Annotated in this window: 19 protein-coding genes and 1 pseudogene; 11 read left to right on the top strand and 9 right to left on the bottom strand. The window is 59.3% G+C overall.

Features of this window, described 5'->3' with window-relative positions:
• Positions 1 to 26: 26 nt before the first annotated feature.
• Both TQ39_RS21810 and TQ39_RS04060 read right to left on the bottom strand, forming a co-directional pair.
• Positions 27 to 161: a hypothetical protein gene (locus TQ39_RS21810; protein WP_009321773.1), complete on the bottom strand. Its 135-nt coding sequence runs from the start codon at positions 159 to 161 to the stop codon at positions 27 to 29.
• 104 nt (positions 162 to 265) lie between these two features.
• Positions 266 to 835: a hypothetical protein gene (locus tag TQ39_RS04060; protein WP_050004649.1), complete on the bottom strand. Its 570-nt coding sequence runs from the start codon at positions 833 to 835 to the stop codon at positions 266 to 268.
• A 377-nt stretch (positions 836 to 1,212) separates the two neighbouring features.
• On the opposite strand from TQ39_RS04060, the gene rsxC reads away from it, so the two are divergent.
• From rsxC to TQ39_RS04015, 9 genes are all read left to right on the top strand, one after another.
• On the top strand, positions 1,213 to 2,532 hold the full coding sequence (rsxC, locus tag TQ39_RS04055) for an electron transport complex subunit RsxC (RefSeq protein ID WP_009321775.1): 1,320 nt from the start codon (positions 1,213 to 1,215) through the stop codon (positions 2,530 to 2,532).
• A 2-nt stretch (positions 2,533 to 2,534) separates the two neighbouring features.
• Positions 2,535 to 3,467 (top strand): RnfABCDGE type electron transport complex subunit D, encoded by a 933-nt coding sequence (locus TQ39_RS04050; protein WP_009321776.1) that lies wholly within the window; start codon positions 2,535 to 2,537, stop codon positions 3,465 to 3,467.
• Complete coding sequence (locus TQ39_RS04045; RefSeq protein ID WP_050004648.1) at positions 3,464 to 4,411, top strand: FMN-binding protein; 948 nt, start codon at positions 3,464 to 3,466, stop codon at positions 4,409 to 4,411. Before TQ39_RS04050 ends, TQ39_RS04045 begins: the two co-directional genes overlap by 4 nt.
• Before the next feature lie 5 nt (positions 4,412 to 4,416).
• On the top strand, positions 4,417 to 5,106 hold the full coding sequence (gene rsxE / locus TQ39_RS04040; protein ID WP_050004647.1) for an electron transport complex subunit RsxE: 690 nt from the start codon (positions 4,417 to 4,419) through the stop codon (positions 5,104 to 5,106).
• The gene (locus tag TQ39_RS04035; protein WP_009321779.1) at positions 5,106 to 5,705 is read left to right on the top strand and encodes an electron transport complex protein RnfA; all 600 of its coding nucleotides are present in this window, start codon (positions 5,106 to 5,108) and stop codon (positions 5,703 to 5,705) included. The genes rsxE and TQ39_RS04035 overlap by 1 nt, the downstream gene beginning before the upstream one ends.
• 15 nt (positions 5,706 to 5,720) lie before the next feature.
• Positions 5,721 to 6,512, top strand: coding sequence for an RnfABCDGE type electron transport complex subunit B (locus TQ39_RS04030; RefSeq protein ID WP_009321780.1), 792 nt, complete (start codon positions 5,721 to 5,723; stop codon positions 6,510 to 6,512).
• 293 nt (positions 6,513 to 6,805) lie between these two features.
• Positions 6,806 to 7,960: a CdaR family transcriptional regulator gene (locus tag TQ39_RS04025; protein ID WP_050004646.1), complete on the top strand. Its 1,155-nt coding sequence runs from the start codon at positions 6,806 to 6,808 to the stop codon at positions 7,958 to 7,960.
• A gap of 194 nt (positions 7,961 to 8,154) precedes the next feature.
• Positions 8,155 to 9,546, top strand: coding sequence for a GntP family permease (locus tag TQ39_RS04020; protein ID WP_050004645.1), 1,392 nt, complete (start codon positions 8,155 to 8,157; stop codon positions 9,544 to 9,546).
• Between the two features lie 122 nt (positions 9,547 to 9,668).
• Entirely contained in the window at positions 9,669 to 10,802 is a 1,134-nt protein-coding gene (locus tag TQ39_RS04015; RefSeq protein WP_050004644.1) for a glycerate kinase family protein, read from the top strand.
• Positions 10,803 to 10,910: 108 nt separating this feature from the next.
• On the opposite strand, the gene trmB is transcribed toward TQ39_RS04015, so the two are convergent.
• The 4 genes and pseudogenes from trmB to TQ39_RS03995 all read right to left on the bottom strand — a co-directional run bounded on the left by trmB (position 10,911) and on the right by TQ39_RS03995 (position 14,978).
• Positions 10,911 to 11,624: a tRNA (guanosine(46)-N7)-methyltransferase TrmB gene (gene trmB, locus TQ39_RS04010; protein WP_050004643.1), complete on the bottom strand. Its 714-nt coding sequence runs from the start codon at positions 11,622 to 11,624 to the stop codon at positions 10,911 to 10,913.
• Positions 11,625 to 11,919: 295 nt separating this feature from the next.
• Positions 11,920 to 12,453 carry an anaerobic ribonucleoside-triphosphate reductase activating protein gene (gene nrdG / locus TQ39_RS04005; RefSeq protein WP_242853449.1) on the bottom strand — a complete coding sequence of 178 codons (534 nt, stop codon included), beginning with the start codon at positions 12,451 to 12,453 and terminating at the stop codon, positions 11,920 to 11,922.
• 14 nt (positions 12,454 to 12,467) lie between these two features.
• Positions 12,468 to 12,587 (bottom strand): annotated as a pseudogene (gene nrdD / locus TQ39_RS20695) (anaerobic ribonucleoside-triphosphate reductase); the annotation flags it as partial.
• Between the two features lie 111 nt (positions 12,588 to 12,698).
• The gene (locus TQ39_RS03995) at positions 12,699 to 14,978 is read right to left on the bottom strand and encodes an anaerobic ribonucleoside triphosphate reductase (protein WP_009321787.1); all 2,280 of its coding nucleotides are present in this window, start codon (positions 14,976 to 14,978) and stop codon (positions 12,699 to 12,701) included.
• 268 nt (positions 14,979 to 15,246) lie between these two features.
• On the opposite strand from TQ39_RS03995, the gene TQ39_RS03990 reads away from it, so the two are divergent.
• Together TQ39_RS03990 and TQ39_RS03985 are read left to right on the top strand one after the other, a co-directional pair.
• A complete protein-coding gene (locus tag TQ39_RS03990; protein ID WP_009321788.1) occupies positions 15,247 to 15,852 on the top strand; it encodes a M48 family metallopeptidase in 606 nt (201 codons plus the stop codon).
• A gap of 127 nt (positions 15,853 to 15,979) precedes the next feature.
• Positions 15,980 to 17,392: a lipopolysaccharide biosynthesis protein gene (locus tag TQ39_RS03985; RefSeq protein ID WP_009321789.1), complete on the top strand. Its 1,413-nt coding sequence runs from the start codon at positions 15,980 to 15,982 to the stop codon at positions 17,390 to 17,392.
• Positions 17,393 to 17,482: 90 nt separating this feature from the next.
• Here the strand turns inward: TQ39_RS03985 and TQ39_RS03980 are convergent, their stop codons facing one another.
• The 3 genes from TQ39_RS03980 to TQ39_RS03970 all read right to left on the bottom strand — a co-directional run bounded on the left by TQ39_RS03980 (position 17,483) and on the right by TQ39_RS03970 (position 19,591).
• Positions 17,483 to 17,770, bottom strand: coding sequence for an integrase core domain-containing protein (locus TQ39_RS03980; protein WP_205488732.1), 288 nt, complete (start codon positions 17,768 to 17,770; stop codon positions 17,483 to 17,485).
• Between the two features lie 161 nt (positions 17,771 to 17,931).
• Complete coding sequence (locus TQ39_RS03975; protein WP_050004642.1) at positions 17,932 to 18,813, bottom strand: aminoglycoside 6-adenylyltransferase; 882 nt, start codon at positions 18,811 to 18,813, stop codon at positions 17,932 to 17,934.
• Positions 18,814 to 18,841: 28 nt separating this feature from the next.
• Positions 18,842 to 19,591, bottom strand: coding sequence for a hypothetical protein (locus TQ39_RS03970; protein WP_050004641.1), 750 nt, complete (start codon positions 19,589 to 19,591; stop codon positions 18,842 to 18,844).
• Positions 19,592 to 19,648: the final 57 nt, after the last annotated feature.

The following is a 19,648-nucleotide window of genomic DNA, read 5'->3' as shown; positions in this document are numbered from 1 at the left end:
CGGCGCTGTACGCTGCGAGACGTTTCCTAAAACGCGTCCTCATCGTCGGAATAGATTTCGATATACTCGGGGGTGCCGGCTTTGTCGAACCAAGACAGCGCCGCCAGCGCCGCTGCGACGGCGGCAGCCACGGCGAATACCTTCAGGATAAATTTGAACATAGCAATACGCCTCCTGCAATTAGTATGCCGGCATTTGCCGGCAGATGCGGAATAAGGGGATGCGGCGGTGAAAAAAGGGAACACTGCGAAAGGACACGCGCCGGTCAATAAGGCACCACGACGAAGGTGCCGAACCCGGCTGCGGTGGGAACGCCCGCACCTGCGGGCACAGGAAACGCCGCGCCGAACGCCGGTTCGGAAACGTCATACAAAAAGGCGTTCCCGGGCAGGATGCCGCCCACCCTGGGCACACGGCCGAACGCCGTGCGGAACGCCTGAGCGGGGAGCACACCTTCGGCGCTCCAGTAAAAGCCCTGCTCGTCACTGCCGGCCAGATGCCGCATGGGCGGCATTTCCAGCCGGCGCAGCGGTACGTCTGCCGGTTCCCCGGTACGGTACAGCCACAGCGCATCGCCCTGCTGCTTTGTACAGGACGCGAACAGATAAGTGCCGGCAGCGTCGTCCGGCGTGACGGCAAAGCCGAAGCGGGCTGTGTCGGGCGGCGTTTCATCAAATACCGTGACGCTGAAAGGGATTTCGCCATCCCGCACATAGCAGCGCAGATACGCATATACTTGCCCGCGGGCAGGCTCGCCGTTGAAATGTGTGATTTTCAATGCGGGCAGCGTTTCCATGGGCAGCGCGTCCCGGCTGTTTGTGATAAGAAAGGACAACGTGTTTCCTCCCCGCGGGCGGCAGGCCCGCGTTGCTGAATGTATGTTTTGAACGATATACCGCCATGCGGCCGCACGCGGCAAACCGCATAAGACGCGGCTGTTTTGTTATTACAGTATACCGCTGTTAGTATAGCACAATCGTGCATAAAAACGCAACCGTTCCGCGCCGGGGCGCGCGGCGGCACAGGGAAAAAGCTGCCGCCGCGCAGGCCGCGCCGGATATTGTGAAAAAATTATCCGTTGTTGACTACGCCCGGCCCAGTGTTTACAATAGAAGATGGATTATTTTGCGTACTGGCGTTGTATCTGCGCCCCGGGTGGATACGGCGGCAACCGTAAAAAATACAAAAGGAGAAACGAGGGATCATATTTTCATGTCATCCAAATTCAAACGCAGCGCCCTCGGCGCGCGCGTGCCGCATGAAAAGAAAACATCCGGTATGGCCACTGTCGCCATGCCCCTGCCCGAAAAGATCGTGCTGCCCATGCAGCAGCATATCGGCGCGCCGTGCACCCCCACGGTGAAAAAGGGCGATGCGGTGCTGGTGGGTACCGTTGTGGGCGCGGCGGGCGGTTTCGTCGGCGCAGCCATCCACAGCGGCGTGTCCGGCACCGTGGAGGCCGTGGAGACCGTGCATATGCCCAACGGCCGTTCGGTACCGGCTGTCGTCATCAGGGCCGACGGCGAGCAGACGCCGGACCCGGCCTGTGTTCCGCCCGAGGTGACGGACCACGCTTCGCTCATTGCGGCGGTGCAGGCGTGCGGCCTGGTGGGCCTGGGCGGCGCGGGTTTCCCCACGGCGGTCAAGCTCTCGCCCAAGGATCTTTCGGCCATCGACACCCTCGTCATCAACGGCGCGGAATGCGAGCCGTACATTACCTCGGACAACCGGGAATTTCTGGAATGCTCCGAGAGCGTGATGCGCGGTATTGCGGCCGTCAAGCAGCATCTGGGCATCAAAAAGGTCGTCATCGGCATTGAGCGCAACAAGCCTGAGGCCATCGACCTTATGTTCAGCCTTGTGAAGAACGACCCGGATTATTCCGTTATGCCCCTGCAGAGCCGTTATCCCCAAGGGGCGGAAAAGGTGCTCATTGAAAAGACCACGGGGCGCGAAGTACCCCGGGGCGGTCTGCCCGCGGACGCAGGCGTTATCGTGCTGAACGTCACCACGGTGTCCACACTGGGCAAATACCTGGCCACGGGCATGCCTCTCACGACCAAGCGCCTGACCGTGGACGGCGACGCCATCGGCGAAGCGAAGAACGTAGAGGTCGTCATCGGCACGCCCATCGGCGACGTGCTGGACTTCTGCGGCGTAAAGGACGATGTTTCCAAGATCCTGATGGGCGGCCCGATGATGGGGACTGCCGTAGCGGACCCGGCTTTCCCCGTGCTGAAGCAGAACAATGCGCTGGTGGCTTTCGGCCCGGCGGCGGCCGCTCTGCCCGCTCCCGGCCCGTGTATCCGCTGCGGCAACTGCATCAATGCCTGCCCCATGGGCCTTTCGCCTGTGGAGATCGCGGGCGCGTACACCAAGAACGACGGCGAGATGCTGGACAAGCTGATGGTGGACCTGTGCATCGGTTGCGGAACATGCAGCTATGTGTGCCCGGCCAAGCGGCCCGTCACCCAGACGATGAATCTGGCCAAGGCCGTGTGGCAGAAAAATAAGAACGGAGGGAAGAAATAACGATGGAAAGCAAAAAACTGATCGTTACCGCGTCCCCCCATATCACCAACCATACCAGCACGCGGGGGCTTATGCTCAACGTGTGTATCGCGCTGCTGCCCGCACTGGTGGCCAGCACGCTTATTTTCGGCGCGCGGGCACTGCTGGTCACGGGCGTTACTGTGGCGGCCTGTGTGGGCTTCGAAGCGCTGTACTGCGTCGTGATGAAAAAGCCGGTTCCGGTGGGGGACTTCTCCGCCGTTGTCACAGGCATGATCCTGGCTTTCAACCTGCCCGCGACCATTCCGCTGTGGATCGCCATCATCGGCGCTTTCGTCGCCATCGTGGTGGCAAAGCAGCTGTTCGGCGGTCTGGGCTTCAATTTTGCAAATCCCGCCCTGTTGGGACGCATCGTGCTGTTCATCGGCTTTGCGGGCCGCATGACGGCTTATGCCTTTCCCCAGACGGACATTGATGCGCTGGCCAGCGCCACGCCTCTCGTGGCGGGCAACAGCATGGCAGGCAAGGACATGCTGTTGCAGCTGCTGCTGGGCGCCCACGGCGGCGTATTGGGCGAGACCTGCGCCGTGGCGCTTATTCTGGGCGGCATTTACCTGATCGCCACCAAAACGATCAGCGCGGCCATTCCGCTGTCCTACATCGGTACCGTGGCAGTGCTCAGCTTGGTGCTGGGGCAGGATGTGGTGCTGCAGCTCTTTTCCGGCGGGCTTTTGCTGGGCGCGTTCTTCATGGCGACGGATTACGTCACCAGCCCGTTCACCTTCACGGGCCGTATTGTTTACGGCGTATGCCTGGGCGTCATCACCTGCATCATCCGGTTCTACGGCAACATGGCCGAAGGTGTCAGCTTTGCGTTGCTGCTGATGAACCTGCTGGTGCCTTATATCAATGACCTCACGCGCCAGAAACCGCTGGGAGGTGCCAAAGCCAAATGAAAAACACCTGGAATGATTTTGTAAAACCCATCGTGGTGCTGGGCGTCATCTGCCTGGTCACAAGCCTTCTGCTGGCTGTGACAAACAATGTGACGGCCCCCATCATCGCGGAAAACGTCGTCAAAACGGCAAACGCCACGCGGCAGGCTCTGCTGCCGTCGGCAGACACCTTTACGGAAGTGGCGCCGGAAACCCCTACCGAGGGCGTGACGGCCATTTATAAGGCGGACAACGACAGCGGCTACGTCATTACCGCGCAGGCAAAGGGCTACGGCGGCGAGGTGCCCGTCATGGTGGCGTTCAACGCCGAAGGCACGATCGAAGCCGTTCAATTCCTGGACAACGACGAAACGCCGGGCCTTGGCCAGAAGGTCAAGAGCGAAGCGTTCCAGAGCCAGTTTGCCGGTATGCCCGCTGAAGAATTCGGCCTCTCCGACATCGATGCCATCACGGGCGCGACGATTTCCTCCGGCGCGGCTGCCTCGGCCATCAACGCGGCTATCGCGGCGTATAATCAGGAAGCCGGCGTGGCAGGAGAGGACCTTTCGGCCCTTTCGCCCGAAGAGCTGCGCGCGGCGTTGCTGCCCGACGCAGGCGCCATCACGCCTGTGGACGTCTCCGCCGACGGTGTGACGGAGGCTTACAAAGGCGAAGCTTACGGCGTTGTGATCTATGCGCAGGCGGAGGGCTTTTACAAAAAGCCGGTGACCGCGGCGGTTGGATTCGACGACGGCGGCGTGATCACGGGCGTATACATCGACGCCTCCAATGAAACGGCGGATGTGGGCGGACAGGTGGGCCGTCCGCGGTTTGCCGGACAATTCGTGGGCAAGACGAGCCTGGACGGCGTAGACGCCGTGGCGGGCGCGACGATCTCCTCGAACGCGGCGATGGATGCGGTGCAGAAGGCCATTGACGCGTTCAGCACAGTGAAAGGGGCGTGAGCGGAATGAAGGAAAAACTGAAGGTATTCTCCAACGGCCTTTTGAAGGAGAACCCGTCGCTGCGCCTGGTGCTGGGCACCTGCCCCACGCTGGCCGTCACCACGCTGGCCGTCAACGGTCTGGGCATGGGCCTTGCGGCCACGTTTGTGCTGGTGTGTTCCAACATCGCCATTTCGGCGCTGCGCAAGATCATCCCCGATAAGGTTCGTCTGCCGGCCTACATCACGGTCATCGCCACGTTTGTGACGGTACTGCAGATGCTGGTGAAGGCGTTTGTGCCTGCGCTGGATTCGGCGCTGGGCATCTTCCTGCCGCTCATCGTGGTGAACTGCATCATCCTGGGCCGTGCCGAGATGTTCGCTTCCAAGAACAGCATCGGCCTTTCGGCGCTGGACGGCCTGGGCATGGGTCTGGGCTTTACGGGAACTCTGGTGGTGATGGGCTCCGTCCGCGAGGTGCTGGGCGCCGGTACGCTGTTCGGCATACAGGTCATGCCCGCGGCAGTGGACCCCATGACTGTGTTCATTACCCCTCCCGGCGGCTTCTTCGTGTTCGGCTGCCTGATGGCGCTGGTGATCTGGATCGAGATCAAGACAAACAACCGCAAGGTGCGCAGCATCGGCTGCGAGGGCTGCCCCTCGGCCAGCGTATGCGGCGGCAAATGCGCGGATAAAGCGGAAGGAGGCGAGGCGTAATGGCTGTTAAGCTGGCAATGATCTTCTTCAGCATGATCCTCGTGAACAACTATGTGCTGGTGCAGTTCCTGGGCATCTGCCCGTTCCTGGGCGTTTCCAAAAAGCTGGATTCCGCCGTGGGCATGTCTGCCGCCGTCATCTTTGTCATGGCGCTGGCCACCAGTGTTACCTGGCCCATCTACACCTATTTGCTGGAGCCAAACGGCATGGCTTATCTGCAGACCATTGTGTTTATCCTCATCATCGCGGTGCTGGTGCAGCTGGTTGAGATCATCCTCAAAAAGTTCATGCCCCCGCTGTACAAGGCGCTGGGTGTGTATCTGCCGCTCATCACCACCAACTGCGCGGTGCTGGGCGTGACAATTTCCGTGCTGGACGAGGGCTACAACTTTGCCGAGAGCCTGGTGTGCGCTGTGGGCGCGGGCGTGGGCTTCATGGTGGCCATGGTGCTGTTCTCCGGCGTACGCAAACGGCTGGAGGATGCCCAGCCTCCCAAGTGCTTTGAGGGCCTGCCCATCACGCTTGTGGCGGCAAGCGTCACCAGCCTGTCCTTCATGGGCTTCGGCGGCGTCATCGAAAATATCTTCGCGGGCCATTAAGGAAGGAGAGAGAGCATGAGTATCGTAACAGCGGTGGCGGTTGTCACCGTCATCGGCCTTCTGGGCGCCGCGATCCTGGTTGTGGCGGCACATTTTATGCACGTAGAGGAAGACCCCCGCGTGGGCGAGGTGCTGGGCGTGCTGCCCGGCGCTAACTGCGGCGCCTGCGGCTACGCCGGCTGTGCCGACTATGCAAAAGCCATTGTCGAGGGCGCGCCGGTGAACAAATGTGTGCCCGGCGGTGCAAAATGTGCGGCCGCGGCTGCAGCCATCATGGGCGTGGAAGCGGGCGAAGTTGTGAAGCGCAAGGCTATCGTAGCCTGCCAGGGCAGCTACGACCACACGCAGGATAAGTATGAGTACGAAGGCATTGAAAGCTGTGCCGCCTGCGCCGCGCTGTATTCCGGCCGCGCCGCCTGTGAATACGGCTGTTTGGGCTACGGGGACTGTGTCAAGGCCTGCAAGTTCGACGCCATCACGGTGTCAAACGGGCTTGCCCGTGTGAATCCGGAAAAATGCACAGGCTGCGGCGCCTGCGAGCAGGCGTGCCCCAAAAAGGTGATCTGGATTCGGCCGGAGAGCGAAAAGCCCGTTGTCATGTGCGCCAATCACGACCGCGGCGCCCTGACGCGCAAGGCCTGCACGGCAGGCTGCATCGGCTGCATGAAGTGCGAAAAGAGCTGCCCGGAGGGTGCCATCAAGGTGACCAATAACGTGGCCCGTGTAGACTATGAAAAGTGTACGGGCTGCCGCACCTGTATGAATGTGTGCCCGGTGCATGCCATCACCATCCCAAAGATCGTTTGACCGGTAGGTTCCCGGCTTTGCTGACCCGCCCTGCTGCTTTTGCAGCGGGGCGGGTTTCTGCATACATGGCGCGATGCAAAATACCGTGCCCGTTTCCCCAAAAGGATGCGTTTTGCAAAAATTTGTTTTATAATACAATTATAAGATATTTATTTTAGTATATAAACCATGGGAAATGCTCTCACGGCAGTGTATAATACGGGCAGGGCGGTGCGGCACAGTTTCAGTGCGGCCGGCTTGGGACGGAAGGCGGGAGCCATGTGCCGCAGGGCGCTGAGGAAAGGAGAACGAATGTGGAGCTTTCAGTACAGAGCGCCCAGCGTATCGTGGACGAGATCAGCGGCATCGTGGGGCAGCACATCAACATGATGGACGAACGGGGAAATATCATTGCCAGCACGGACGGCACACGGGTGGGCCACTTCCACGCAGGGGCAAAACGCATTGTAGAGGAGGGCTTGCCGGAGCTGTACGTCCGTCCGGAGGATGCCACGCCTACCGTGCGGGCGGGGCTGAACCTGCCCATCACACACGGGGGCCGTACCGTGGGCGTCATCGGCATCACAGGCGCGTACGAGCAGGTCATCGGATACGGCCAGGTCGTGAAAAAGATGACGGAGATCCTTATCCGCGAGGGCAATGAACAGGATGAAAAGCGGCTGGACCAGCGTGTGCGCAGCCGTTTTCTGGAGGACTGGGTGTTGGGCGGCGGCTTGCTGCAGCCGCAGGTGCTGGCGGAACGCGGGCTGGCATTGGGTGTGGACATTACAGTGCCGCGCCGGGTAATGGTGGTGAGTGTGCGGGACCTTGCCCTCTACACCGACACCGCCGCCGGACAAAAACGCATCGACCAGCTGGAGACGGCGGTCTCCGGACTTGTGGAGGGCGAGGCGGGCGGTATCATTCTGCGGAATGCAGCGCGGCAGATTCTGCTGCTGCGTGCGCGGCCGGACGCTCAGATGCAGGCCATGGCACAGCGTTTGTGCGTCATGGCGCGGGAACGCTTTGGTCTGCGGCTGGCAGTGGGGATCGACGGCGGCGCGCCGGATGTGCACCGGGCTTATGCCCAGGCAAATAAGGCGTGGCGTTCGGCTCGCATGGCGCCGGAAGGCGTGCTGCCTTACGACAGTGTGACGCTGGAGCTGTTCACAGGCGATGTGCCGCGCCAGACCAAGGAAGAATATCTGCGTAAGGTATTTCGGGGCTGCACTTACGAGGAGCTGCGCCGATGGATTGGACTTCTGGAGGCATACTTTGCGGCGGAGGGTTCCATCCAGGCAGCGGCGGATGCATTGTATATCCACAAAAACACTCTGCAGTACCGTTTGAAGCGGCTGGAGGAGCTGACGGGCTGCGATGTGCGCCGGCCCAGCCAAGCACCGGTATTCTATATGGCAGTGCTTTTTTTCAAGGAAGTGGAAGGCAGCCTGCTTTTGATGGGAAGCTGAAACTGGACAATTAAACCAAATCTGTCGCGCGGCCTTGCGCGGTATTGGCATGAGGAACAGAGATCTCGCTTGAAATACGGCTTGAAAGACGGGCGCAAAACATCATAAAACAGCGTGCGGCCCGGTACACTGTATCAACAGGCGGCACCCGGCAGCAGCGGGTGCGCAAAGCCGATTCAAAAGGAGGTTTCATCATGTCAGGTTTTCCGCTTATCCTTGCGTTCGTGGCGGCCATTGTCCTTATGATCCTGGCCATCTCGAAATGGAAGATCCACCCATTCCTTTCCATCATGGGCATCTCGCTGGTGCTGGGGCTTGTGGCGGGCGTGCCGCTGGTGAACAGGACAGCCGCGGACGGCGCTGTCACGCCGGGGCTTGCCAACGTCATCGGCTCGGGTTTTTCCGGCACGTTCACCAGCATCGGCATTGTCATCATCCTGGGTGCGCTCATCGGCACGATCCTGGAGGCCACAGGCGCGGCATTGAAGCTGGCGGATATGGTCATCCATGTGGTGGGGAAAAAACGGCCGGAGCTGGCTGTGCTGCTCATGGGCTGGGTGGTTTCCATCCCCGTGTTCTGTGATTCAGGGTTTGTTATCCTCAACCCCATCCGCAAGGCGCTGGTAAAGCGCACAATGACGTCCAGCGTGGCCATGACAGTGGCGCTTTCGGCCGGGCTGTATATCTCTCACGTATTCATTCCGCCTACGCCGGGGCCCATTGCCGCGGCCAGCACGCTGGGCATCGGCGACAACCTGCTGCTCGTTATGGGCATGGGCGCGCTGTGCTCCATCATTCCCCTGTTTGTGGGCTACTTCTTCGCAAAGTACATCGGCAAAAAGGTAAAAGCGGGCGATGAGGCATGCGACGGCGAAACGGCCAGGACATACGAGGAACTGGTGGCGGAGTTCGGCAAGCTGCCCGGCGGGGCGGCGGCGCTGGCGCCCATTGTCGTGCCCATCCTGCTGATGGCGCTGGGCTCCATCGCGGCCATGGCGGGCTGGACGGGCTTTGCCTATGATCTGTGTGCATTTTTGGGCGCACCCATCATCGCGCTGGCGGTGGGCACGCTGTTCGGTGTAGCACTGCTTGCGGGTGCGAAACGGCTGAACAAATTCTACGAGCTCACCAACGAGACGCTTAAGACCGTCGGCCCCATCCTGTTCGTCACGGCAGCGGGCGGAGTGCTGGGAAAAGTGATCGCGGTGTCCGGCATGGTGGAGACCATTACGGCCAACGCGTCTATTCTGGAGGCCGTGGGCATCTTCTTCCCGTTCCTGCTGTCCGCCATCCTAAAGACGGCGCAGGGGTCCTCCACGGTAGCGCTTACCACCACGGCGGGCATCATGGCTCCGCTGATGGATGTGATGGGACTGGGCACGCCCGTGCGCGCCGCGCTGACGGTGATGGCCATTGCCGCGGGCGCGATGACGGTATCCCACGCCAACGATTCCTATTTCTGGGTGGTGACGAACTTCGGCGAAATGAAGCCGGAGCAGGGCTATAAAACGCAGACGCTGTGCACGCTGCTGCTGGGGCTTTCGTCGATGGCCGGCGTGTTCGTGCTCTCTCTTATTTTCCGGTAACGGCGTTTTCAGCGTCAAAAAAGCGCCGTGCCGAATGTCTTACCCGACCGTGCAGGAGCCGGGGCCCTGCCCCGGCTCCTGTAAAGCTGAAACCCGGACTTTTTTGACAAGGAGCGTAAATCATGAAAAAAGTGATCCTCATCCCCGATTCCTTCAAGGGAACCATGTCCTCGGCCGAGATCTGTACCGTAATGGCACAGGCGGTGCAGGAATATTATCCGGATGCCCAGGTGCACAGCGTGCCTGTGGCAGACGGCGGCGAAGGAAGTGTGGATTCGTTTCTGCAGGCCGTGGGCGGGGAAAAGGTCTCCGTGACTGTAAAAGGCCCGTACTTCGAGGAAGTGCCCGCGTTCTACGGCATGCTGCCGGACGGTGTGGCCGTCATCGAGATGGCGGCGGCGGCGGGCCTGCCGCTGGTGGGCGAGCGCCTGCACGCCGAACAGACTACTACCTACGGCGTGGGTGAACTGATGGCCCATGCGTTGGAGCGCGGCTGCAAACGGCTGGTGGTGGGGCTGGGAGGCAGCGCCACAAACGACGGAGGCTGCGGCGCTGCGGCAGCGCTGGGTGCAGTGTTCCGCAACGCGGCAGGCGAGGCCTTTGTGCCTGTGGGGGCAACGCTGGCGGAGGTTGCGGAGATCGACCTTTCCGGCCTGCATCCCGCACTTGCGAGCGCGGAGCTGGTGACCATGTGCGATATCGACAACCCACTGTGCGGCCCGCTGGGCGCGGCGCATGTGTTCGCGCCCCAGAAAGGCGCGGACCCGGCCATGGTGGAGCTTCTGGACGCGGGCCTGGCGCACTTGGCGGATGTTGTGGAGCGCTGTACCGGGCGAGACATCCGGCAGCTCCATGGTGCGGGCGCGGCAGGCGGCATGGGCGGCGGCATGGTGGCCTTTTTCGGCAGCACGCTGCAAATGGGCATTGAGACCGTGCTGGATACCGTGGGCTTTGACAAGTTGCTGGAGGGGGCAGATATGGTGTTCTCCGGGGAAGGGAAGCTGGATGCCCAGTCGCTGCTGGGCAAGGTGGTCATCGGCGTGGCGCGGCGGGCAAAGCGCGCGGGCGTTCCGCTGGTGGCCGTGGTGGGCGACATTGGAGACAACATTGAAGCGGCTTACGATATGGGTGTGTCGGCGGTGTTCAGCATCAACCGTGTGGCCGTACCCTTCCGGGAAGCAAAGCCCCGCAGCAAAAGTGACCTTGCACTGACGATGGATAATCTGATGCGCTTCTGCCGCCGGATGGGCTGGTAGCTTCGCGTTCCCATCCTCGGGGTCCGGCTGCTGTCGTAAGCTTTTGTGATGAAACGAGCAAACCCGCCTTCTCCGGGCCATCCGGTCCGAGAAGGCGGGTTTGCCGTTTTATTCCATGATGTCGTGCGGGATGCACGGCGCGGGCGCGTTTTCCGGCAGCGACGTTTTGCGCGCAATGAGCGCTTTGGTGGGGATGCCCATTTCCGTGAACATCTGTTCGTGTTCAGTACGGATGTTCCACGACGGTTCATCAGCGTGCAGGTCCCTCGTCTGCCAGGTCACCTCGAACCCGGCCTCGGCCATATAGCGCAGCGTATCTTTAAAAAGATCGTCGTCGTCACATTTGAACCAGATCTCCGCGCCGTCTGCAAGGAACGGACGGTACAGCAGAAGCTGGCGGGTATGCGTCAGACGGTGCTTTTTGTGGTTGGCCTTTTTGTTCCATGGGTTGCAGAAATTGATGTAGATGCGCTCCACGCGGTCCGCTTTGTCCAACAGTGTGGGAATACGTTCGATGTCGTGAGCCAGGGTCTTCACGTTGTCGATGGGAAGCCCCTGTTCGGCGTAGATGCGTTCGATGTTGCGTTTGGCAAGAATGAGTACCTTGTCGGTGATGTCCACGCCGATGTAATTGACGTCCGGATTGCGGGAGGCAAGCCGGGCGAGAAATCCGCCCTTGCCGCAGCCCAGCTCCAAGTGAAGCGGCTGCCCGGGCCGGGCAAAGGTCTCTCGCCAGCGGCCCTTGTACCGGGTGGCGTCGTTCATGTGAAAAGGGCAGGCCGCAAGCTCCGGCCCGGCATAGGGTTTGAAACGCATGCGCATGAGTGGTCTTCATTCCTTTACTGGTCTTGTGATGAACGTACCTATTATAGCAAAAAGTATCTTTACGCGCAATGCGGCTGAGGCTGCCGGCAAAGCCGTCAACCGCTGAGAGACGCCAGACGCTTTGTGCTGTGCAGACGCTTTCCGGTTTCCCTCAGCGCTCCTTTCCGGCGCACAAAAGGGCAATTTTGCGCACTTCGCACACAAAATTGCCCTTTTTCGACAAGCAGAGCCGCGCCCGCATGAGATGGGCGCGGCTAAAGTTTCGGTTGTGCCGCGGGGACGCAGTGCACGCTTATGCCTGCCGTTCTCCCACCCAGCGCGCCGCCGTACACCATACGGCTCTGCCCTGGGCAAGGCTCTGGGGTACGTCCAGGATGCGCTGATTTTCGCTGCCGCGAAACCGCAGGTCCAGATTGCGCTGTGCCAAAACGAATTCTCCGTCCACCAGAATGTCCAGCGTGGCCAGCAGCTGCTTCTGGGCCGGCGTTCCGTTTTCCAGAAGTTCTTCAAAGGTGTAGCCTGTATAGCTGGCAACCTCGTAACCATTGGCCTTCAGCAGCTTTGCCAGTTCAGTAAAAGGCTCCGCCTGGCTGAACGGCTCGCCGCCGGAAAAGGTGACGCCGCGCACCAGTGGATTTTTCTTCACGCGCCAGAACAGGTCCTGCACCGTCATATCCGTGCCCGTGCCGAACGCCCAGCTTTCCGGGTTGTGGCAGCCCTCGCACCGGCGCGGGCAGCCCTGCGCAAAAATAGCTGTGCGCAGGCCCGGGCCGTCTACAATGGAATCCTCCATGATGCCTGCGATATTGATCGTTTGCTGTATCAAAACAAAAGCGCTCCTTAATGCTGCATGCCGTGCTTCACACGGTCGTGCTCTTCGGCACGCTTGGCGTCGTTGAAGCGGTCCAGAGTGCCCACAAGGTAGCCGGTGATGCGGCGGATGCGCTCAAAGCCCACACCCTTGCCGTTTTTTGCCTCAATGTTGGTTTCGATCTGTGCCATAAGTCAAGTCCTCCTTCAAAAGACGAAAAGATGTTGAAAAATTGTGCTATTGCTTCGGCGCGGATGAGATCATTCGCAGCCGCAGTAGGTAAAGGTGCCGGGATACAGCTTGCGCAGCTCCTTGATGCGTTCGGGAGAAACGGCCTCGCCCTCGCGGCGGCCGCAGCGGGGACATACCTCCCCGATGACGCCCACATACCCGCAGATGGGGTCGCGGTCCACCGGGTGATTGATGCTGCCGTAGCCGATGCCGCAGTCGTGCATGCAGCGCACGATACTCTCGAACGCTTCCAGGTTGTTGGCGGTGTCGCCGTCCAGCTCCACATAGCTGATATGGCCCGCGTTGGTCAGTGCATGATAGGGCGCTTCCTTCCGGATCTTCTCATAGGCCGAGATATTGTAGTACACAGGGATGTGGAAAGAATTGGTGTAATAATCCTTGTCCGTCACGCCGGGAATCAGCCCGTAGCGCTTTTTGTCCATGCGTACAAAACGGCCGGAAAGACCCTCCGCCGGGGTGGCCAGCAAGCTGTAGTTCATATGGGTGCGTTCGCTGCGCGCATCCAGATACCGGCGCATGTACTGGACGATGGCAAGGCCTTTTTCCTGCATTGCGTCGCTCTCGCCGTGGTGGTGTCCGTACAGAGAGATCAGCGTCTCGGCCAGGCCGATGAAGCCGATGCTCAATGTTCCGTGCTTGAGTACCTCGCCCACCTCGTCGCTGGGGCCCAGCTTTTCGCTGTCCAGCCAGACACCCTGGCCCATCAGGAACGGGAAGTTGTATACGCGCTTTTTGCTCTGGATGGCGAAACGATCGTCCAGCTGGCCGATGACAAGCTCCATCATATCCTTGAGCTTTTCATAGAACAGCGCTTCATCGCCGTGGCTCTCAATGGCCAGGCGCGGAAGGTTGATGGAGGTGAAGCTGAGATTGCCGCGGCCGTTGGCAATCTCCTGTGAGGGATCGTAGACGTTGCCCATCACACGGGTGCGGCAGCCCATGTACGAGACCTCGGTCTCAGGATGGCCGGGCTTGTAATACTGCAGGTTGAACGGGCTGTCGATAAAGCTGAAGTTGGGGAACAGCCGCTTGGCGCTCACCTTGCAGGAAAGCTGGAACAAATCATAGTTGGGGTCGCCGGGGTTGTAGTTGACGCCTTCCTTCACGCGGAAGATCTGAATGGGGAAGATAGGCGTTTCACCGTGGCCCAGGCCCGCGTCCGTGGCCAGCAGTACGTTGCGCATCACCATACGGCCCTCGGGGCTGATGTCTGTGCCGTAGTTGATGGACGAGAACGGCGTCTGCGCACCGGCGCGGGAATGCATGGTATTCAGGTTGTGAATGAGCGCCTCCATGGCCTGATAGGTAGCCTTTTCGGTCTCCTTTTCCGTCTCTTTCAGCGCGAATGCCTGGGCTTTTTTTGCAATGTCTCCGCCCACGAGCGGAGTGAGGGCTTCCGTCTCGGCGCGCAGGTAATCCATATCAGTGGCGAGCTGGGGCCGCAGGCCCTGTTCAGCCTCAATGGCGCGCAGTGTGTCCTTCACCTGCTGCAGCGTCACGCCCGCCTCGGGAGCCAGCAGCTCGAGACTCTTGAAAATATTGACGGCATACTGCTTTTTGTATGTTTTGGCAACGCCCGGCGCCAGGCCGTAGTCAAAGTTTACGATGCTCTGGCCGCCGTGCTGGTCGTTCTGATTGGACTGGATGGCGATACATGCCAGGGCGGAATAACTCTGGATGTCGTTGGGCTCGCGCAGAAAACCGTGGCCCGTGGAGAAACCGCCTTTGAACAGCTTGAGCAGGTCGATTTGGCAGCAGGTGGTGGTGAGGGCGTAAAAATCAAAGTCATGGATATGGATCCAGCCCTCCCGGTGCGCCCGGCTCTGCTCGGGTGTCAGCAGGTATTTGTCATAATAGTCCTTGGCTGCCTCGCTGCCGTACTGAAGCATGGTGCCCATGGGCGTGTCGCCGTCGATGTTGGCGTTGCTGCGCTTCATGTCGCTGGCCGTGGCGTCGGCATGGGTCAGCTCGTCGAACACTTTCATCAAACGGGTGTTCATCTCGCGCACGCGGGTGCGGGACGCGCGGTACAAAATATATTTTTTGGCGGCGTTGTCGAAGCCCATCTGCATCAGCTGGCTTTCCACTTCGTCCTGGATCTGCTCGATTTGGGGCGGCTGGGCGCCGCAACGCTCCTCCAGAGCCGCTTCCACTGCATTGGCGACAGCCGCAGCCTGTGAAGCGTCGCCCTCCTGGGCTGCCTCCATGGCCTTCAAAATGGCCGAAGCGATCTTTCCTTCGTCGTACAAAACGACGCGTCCATCGCGCTTGATGATGCTTTTGATCATGGTTTTCCTCCGATTCCGCGCACACTCACACTCTTTGGTATGCTCGCTAAATATTGATGCCGGGTATAATTATCGCACTAGATATAGTATCATGTCAAGCAGAATCCATGCTAAATTTCCGCGGCATTTTTGGCGGATTTGCCAATTGCATTTGTGTGGGGGTATAATGTTCCAGGGCTCTTGTGCGCAAAGGCCCTGGAACACGGAAGCATAAAAAGCCGCCGCCCCTGCGGGCGGCGGCGGGGAAACTGCAGGAGGAGCCGGCCGGATGAAAAACAAAGAACCCGCGCAGTATCGCGCCGCAGGCGGTGTGCGGTATGAGTTTAAGCGAAAACGGGTCAAAAATATCAACCTGCGCGTGCGGGCTGACGGAAGCGTTGCCGTGTCGGCGCCCCTGGGCGCGCCGCTGGCACAGGTGGATGCATTCGTGGCCGGACGGGCTCGATGGATCGAGGCGGCGCGCGTGCGCGCTCTTGCGCGCGGCGAGGAAGAGCAGCGCCCCTGTTCCGTGTCCAGGGAGGATGCGCTGGCTCTGTTCACACAGGTAAGCGATGCGGTATTTCCGTTGTTTGCACAGGTGCTGAACGGGCAGCGCCCCGTTCTGAAGGTACGGCAGATGAAAACGCGCTGGGGCGTGTGTGTGCCGGCAAAACGGCAGATCACGTTCAGTCTGCGCCTGGCGGAAAAGCCTCGCGCGGCTGTCGAATATGTGGTGCTGCACGAATATGCACATTTTGTCCGGGCAGACCACAGCCCCGCTTTTTGGGCTGTGGTAGCGCGGTACATGCCGGACTATAAGGCGCGCCGCAGGCTGCTGGCGCCGTCTGTGCAAGGCGGAATGGAAAGCCCGGAGGGACCGCCGCCTACATATTAAAAAGGAAAAACGGCGCTTTGTTCGCAGTTTTGGTTCTGCCGGCACAGGGCCGTGGTTTTAAAATGGCAGGATATATGATATACTATTATAGTTAGAGTAAAAATTTTCCGGAAGCCGGAGGTGCTGCATGGATAAATACAAGCGCCTTGTTTCAAACACGATGTTGTTTGCAATCAGTACGTTTTCGTCCAAGCTGCTGAGCTTTGTGATGGCTCCGCTGTTCAGCTACTGGTTTGAAACGCAGGAAATGAACGGCATCAAGGAGCTGCTGAACCAGTGCGCCAGCCTGCTGATCCCGCTGGTGAGCCTGGGTATCGCCAACGCCGTTATCCGTTTTGGGTTGGAAAAGGGCATCCGCAAGAGCGCCATTTATATGAACGGCCTTGTATCCATTGGTATGGGGTTCGTACTGCTGCTGCTGTTGTATCCGCTGCTGTCCCGTATTGCGCTGTTCCGGGACTATATTGCTCTGTTGTATGTGTACCTGCTGGTGAGCTGCCTGCGCACGCTGAACTGCCAGTTCTGCCGTGCACGCCAGCTCAACCGCCTGTATGCCATTGACGGTATTCTGTGTACCATAACCACATGCGGGTTCTATGTGCTGTTTCTGCGGGTGCTGAATATGGGCCCCACAGGCTATTTGCTTGCGATCATCTGCGCCGATGGTCTCAGTGCGCTGTTCCTGTTTGCAGTGACAAAGACCTGGCGTTTTCTGGATTTCAAGCGCTTTGATACCAAGCTGCTGAAAAAAATGCTGCGCTATGCGCTGCCGTTGGTGCCTGCGTCCATCTTCTGGTGGATCACCAACGCCAGCGACCAGTTTTTCGTGGCCGCCATGCTGGAGGACGGCACTTCCTGGACGGCGGTGCTGGGGGCCAGTTATAAGCTGCCCACCATCCTGTCCATCGTTTCCACTATTTTTACCGAAGCGTGGCAGATCTCTGCGTTCACAGACGGAACGGATTCACAGCGCGAACAGTTTTTTTCCCGCGTGTTCAGCGCCTACCAGAGCCTGATTTTTCTGGCGGCGGCGGGCATCGTGCTGATGGCGCAGCCCTTTATGGCCATTTATCGCGACGACTATTTTATCGGCTGGAAATTCATCCCGCTTTTGACGATGGCAACGGCATTTGCCAGCTTCGACAATTTTTTAAACAGTATTTATATGGTTGAAAAGCGCTCGACGCTTTCGTTCACCACCATGGCTGTGGGCGCGGGCATCAACGTTGCGCTGAACTTCACACTCATCCCCGTCTGGGGCGTCAACGGCGCAGCGCTGGCCACGTTCGTCAGCTATTTTGTCGTGTTTTTGCTGCGGGCAGTGAACACGCGCGGGCTCATCCGCGTGGATTTCGCACCCGAAAAGCTGTGCTGCAACTTCGGCCTGCTGGTGCTGGAATCGGCGCTGATGATGTGGCAGGTAAAACTTTGGCCGGTGTGGTGTTCACTGGTTGTGGTGCTCATCGCAGCCATCAATTTCCGTGATTTGTGGAGCACGGTGCAGCAGCTGCTGGGCCGGGGCAAAAAGAAAAGGGCATAAATAAAACGGAAAAGGTGCGGCTCATTTTAAACCGCCCCAGATTGTGCGGACAGCACCAAAAGGCCTCTATGTAGGGAGAAATATGAAGTATTAAGCGGAGTGGCGCAGCGTGAGCGGCGCCACTCCAGTTTTTAACTGGATGCGCTCGTAGTTGTAAAAATTGATGTAGCGGTCAATCATCTCATTGGCCTCGCAGAATGAGGCCGGTTTATGGCGGTAGATACACTCTGTCTTGAGAATGGGAAAGAATTTTTCTGCCATAGCGTTATCATATGGGTTTGCTCGTCTTGACATGGAGGGCGTAATGCCATAAGATTTTGTCAGGTTGAAGTATGCTTGCGAGGTGTACTGGAACCCCTGGTCGCTGTGGAGCTGCAACTCCGCTTTTCCCGGACATAGTAAGACCCCCTAATGTAGCTTTATTTTCCTACATTAGGGGGCCTTTTGTCCATTGTACGGTTTTACTGGAGCGGTTCATTTTCAGAGCCGCGCCTTTTCTGAACGGAATAAAAACAGATGCGGTCGGTGGAAACAGCTGCTCAAAAAATTTCTGAAGCATCCGCGGGCAGCTCACACACCCGGTACAGATAACGCAGGCTTCCTTCGGCCTCCGCTTCGTTGACCGGGAGAGCCAGCGCCTCGGCAGTCTGATGCGCCGCGTCCAAAAACAGGGGGGCCGCTGCAAATACCGCGGCCCACACATGGCCGGGTTCTGCGTCCGCATAGGTGGAAAGGTAACGCTCCCAACAGCCGGCGGGCAGGTAAGCGGGCAGGTCCGCACCGCTTTTGCCTGCGCTGACGGCAAAGCCCGTGCGCGTGCCGGCCAGCCAGGACAGCATGTGCAGAAGCTGGGGCCGGACGCAGGCATTCAGGGTGTCCAGCGCATAAGTGACGCGGCCGCGCCACAGGCCCTTGGCCACATAGGGAAGCGTCCACCAGAACTCGTTGCAGCAGCCCGCGAACGCAGTCTGGTCCGGCCTGCGGATGTGGTAGGCCGTGTCCGAGGGCAGCGGCAGGGGCGGCAGAATGCCGTCCTTGTCCAGCAGAACAATGGTCTGGGAATCGCTTTGGCATTCTTCCAGCGCGCGGGAGAGCGTCATCAGCCGGAGGTCGATGCGGTTTCCGTCCGCGAACTGCATCAGATAACCATAACAGCGCGCAAGATCTGTGGGCTGTCCCGCCGCATGGTCCATCTCGTCGGGCGTCTGCATGACGAGCCGCTCCCCAAACACGTCGACCCAGCCCGGCTGCGCCCGGAAGGATGCGGTTTCCTCCACTACATACACGATGTCGTAGTCCTGAAAAATATCCCGGGGCGCGTTGGGGTTGGCGCGCGAGCCGTTCATAAAAACAGCGCGTACGCGCGAATCCCGTTCGGCTACGCCCAAAATGAGCGCCGTCATTTCGCGCTCTGTACGCATATACATCCTCCTCTTTTCGCTGCGCCTGTCAATAGGCCATTGCAAAGCCGGCAAAGCGCCAGCCGTTTTCGGTGTTTACCAGCTTAACCTCGCAGGTCTCGGTGTAGGGGCTGCTGCTGGCGGAGCCGCCCGGCCCCGCCTCGTCATAATGGCCGATGAGCTGGAATCGGATTTCATCCGCCGTCTCGCTGATTAGTGAAAATTCGCTGCTTTTGTAGAAAATATTGCCGCCCCGGTCGCCAAAGCTGAAATAAAGCAGGCCGTCATCGCCCTTGATATAGTTTTGATATTTGTCAATAAGGCTGTCGGCAAAGTTTGACGTAAACACGCAATCCAGTGCTGTGCGAAAGGCGGAATAATTGGCAAACCCGGTATCTTGATAGTAGCTCCGTCCGGTATCTCCGACAATAAAGGGAGAGTTTTCATCGATCGTATCAAAAGCAAATCCACTGGATACATCAAAATGATAATACAGATAATAGGCCGCGCGGTAAAGCTCCTGTTGGTCTGCGGTGAGAAATTCAGGCACAGCATCCGGCTGGATATTCGCCGCGTCCGCGGGCAGAAGCGAAAGCGCCTGTGCACCCTCACCCGATGCGCTTTCAGGGGCGGGAATACTTTGCGCCGCGCTTTCAGAGAAAACGCCTTCCGTCGCGGAGGAGGATACCGGGGAGGATGTACCGTCTGGCGCGCAGGCGCACAGCGCGAGGAGCAGCACCGTACAGGCGGCTGCTGCAAAAAAGCGGAAAAAATGCTTTATCCCTAAGCTCCCTTCCATAAAAAGGATATGCCTCCGGCTCATTGTATGTACAACGAGAGGAAAAATTGAAAAATT

Origin of the sequence: Ruthenibacterium lactatiformans (genome assembly GCF_000949455.1) — a bacterium.
Taxonomy (GTDB): Bacteria; Bacillota; Clostridia; order Oscillospirales; family Ruminococcaceae; genus Ruthenibacterium; species Ruthenibacterium lactatiformans.
Note: the sequence above shows the minus strand (reverse complement) of the source record. Positions and strands in the feature narration are given on the sequence as shown.

What these genes read in the sequence shown, in the direction of transcription:
- TQ39_RS21810 (WP_009321773.1), bottom strand. Translation starts at nt 161, where the DNA reads ATGTTCAAATTTATCCTGAAGGTATTCGCCGTGGCTGCCGCCGTCGCA.
- TQ39_RS04050 (WP_009321776.1), top strand. Translation starts at nt 2,535, where the DNA reads ATGGAAAGCAAAAAACTGATCGTTACCGCGTCCCCCCATATCACCAAC.
- TQ39_RS03985 (WP_009321789.1), top strand. Translation starts at nt 15,980, where the DNA reads ATGGATAAATACAAGCGCCTTGTTTCAAACACGATGTTGTTTGCAATC.
- TQ39_RS03970 (WP_050004641.1), bottom strand. Translation starts at nt 19,591, where the DNA reads ATGGAAGGGAGCTTAGGGATAAAGCATTTTTTCCGCTTTTTTGCAGCA.
- TQ39_RS03975 (WP_050004642.1), bottom strand. Translation starts at nt 18,813, where the DNA reads ATGCGTACAGAGCGCGAAATGACGGCGCTCATTTTGGGCGTAGCCGAA.
- TQ39_RS03995 (WP_009321787.1), bottom strand. Translation starts at nt 14,978, where the DNA reads ATGATCAAAAGCATCATCAAGCGCGATGGACGCGTCGTTTTGTACGAC.
- TQ39_RS04030 (WP_009321780.1), top strand. Translation starts at nt 5,721, where the DNA reads ATGAGTATCGTAACAGCGGTGGCGGTTGTCACCGTCATCGGCCTTCTG.
- rsxE (WP_050004647.1), top strand. Translation starts at nt 4,417, where the DNA reads ATGAAGGAAAAACTGAAGGTATTCTCCAACGGCCTTTTGAAGGAGAAC.
- TQ39_RS03990 (WP_009321788.1), top strand. Translation starts at nt 15,247, where the DNA reads ATGAAAAACAAAGAACCCGCGCAGTATCGCGCCGCAGGCGGTGTGCGG.
- trmB (WP_050004643.1), bottom strand. Translation starts at nt 11,624, where the DNA reads ATGCGCATGCGTTTCAAACCCTATGCCGGGCCGGAGCTTGCGGCCTGC.
- rsxC (WP_009321775.1), top strand. Translation starts at nt 1,213, where the DNA reads ATGTCATCCAAATTCAAACGCAGCGCCCTCGGCGCGCGCGTGCCGCAT.
- TQ39_RS04035 (WP_009321779.1), top strand. Translation starts at nt 5,106, where the DNA reads ATGGCTGTTAAGCTGGCAATGATCTTCTTCAGCATGATCCTCGTGAAC.
- TQ39_RS04015 (WP_050004644.1), top strand. Translation starts at nt 9,669, where the DNA reads ATGAAAAAAGTGATCCTCATCCCCGATTCCTTCAAGGGAACCATGTCC.
- TQ39_RS04020 (WP_050004645.1), top strand. Translation starts at nt 8,155, where the DNA reads ATGTCAGGTTTTCCGCTTATCCTTGCGTTCGTGGCGGCCATTGTCCTT.
- TQ39_RS04045 (WP_050004648.1), top strand. Translation starts at nt 3,464, where the DNA reads ATGAAAAACACCTGGAATGATTTTGTAAAACCCATCGTGGTGCTGGGC.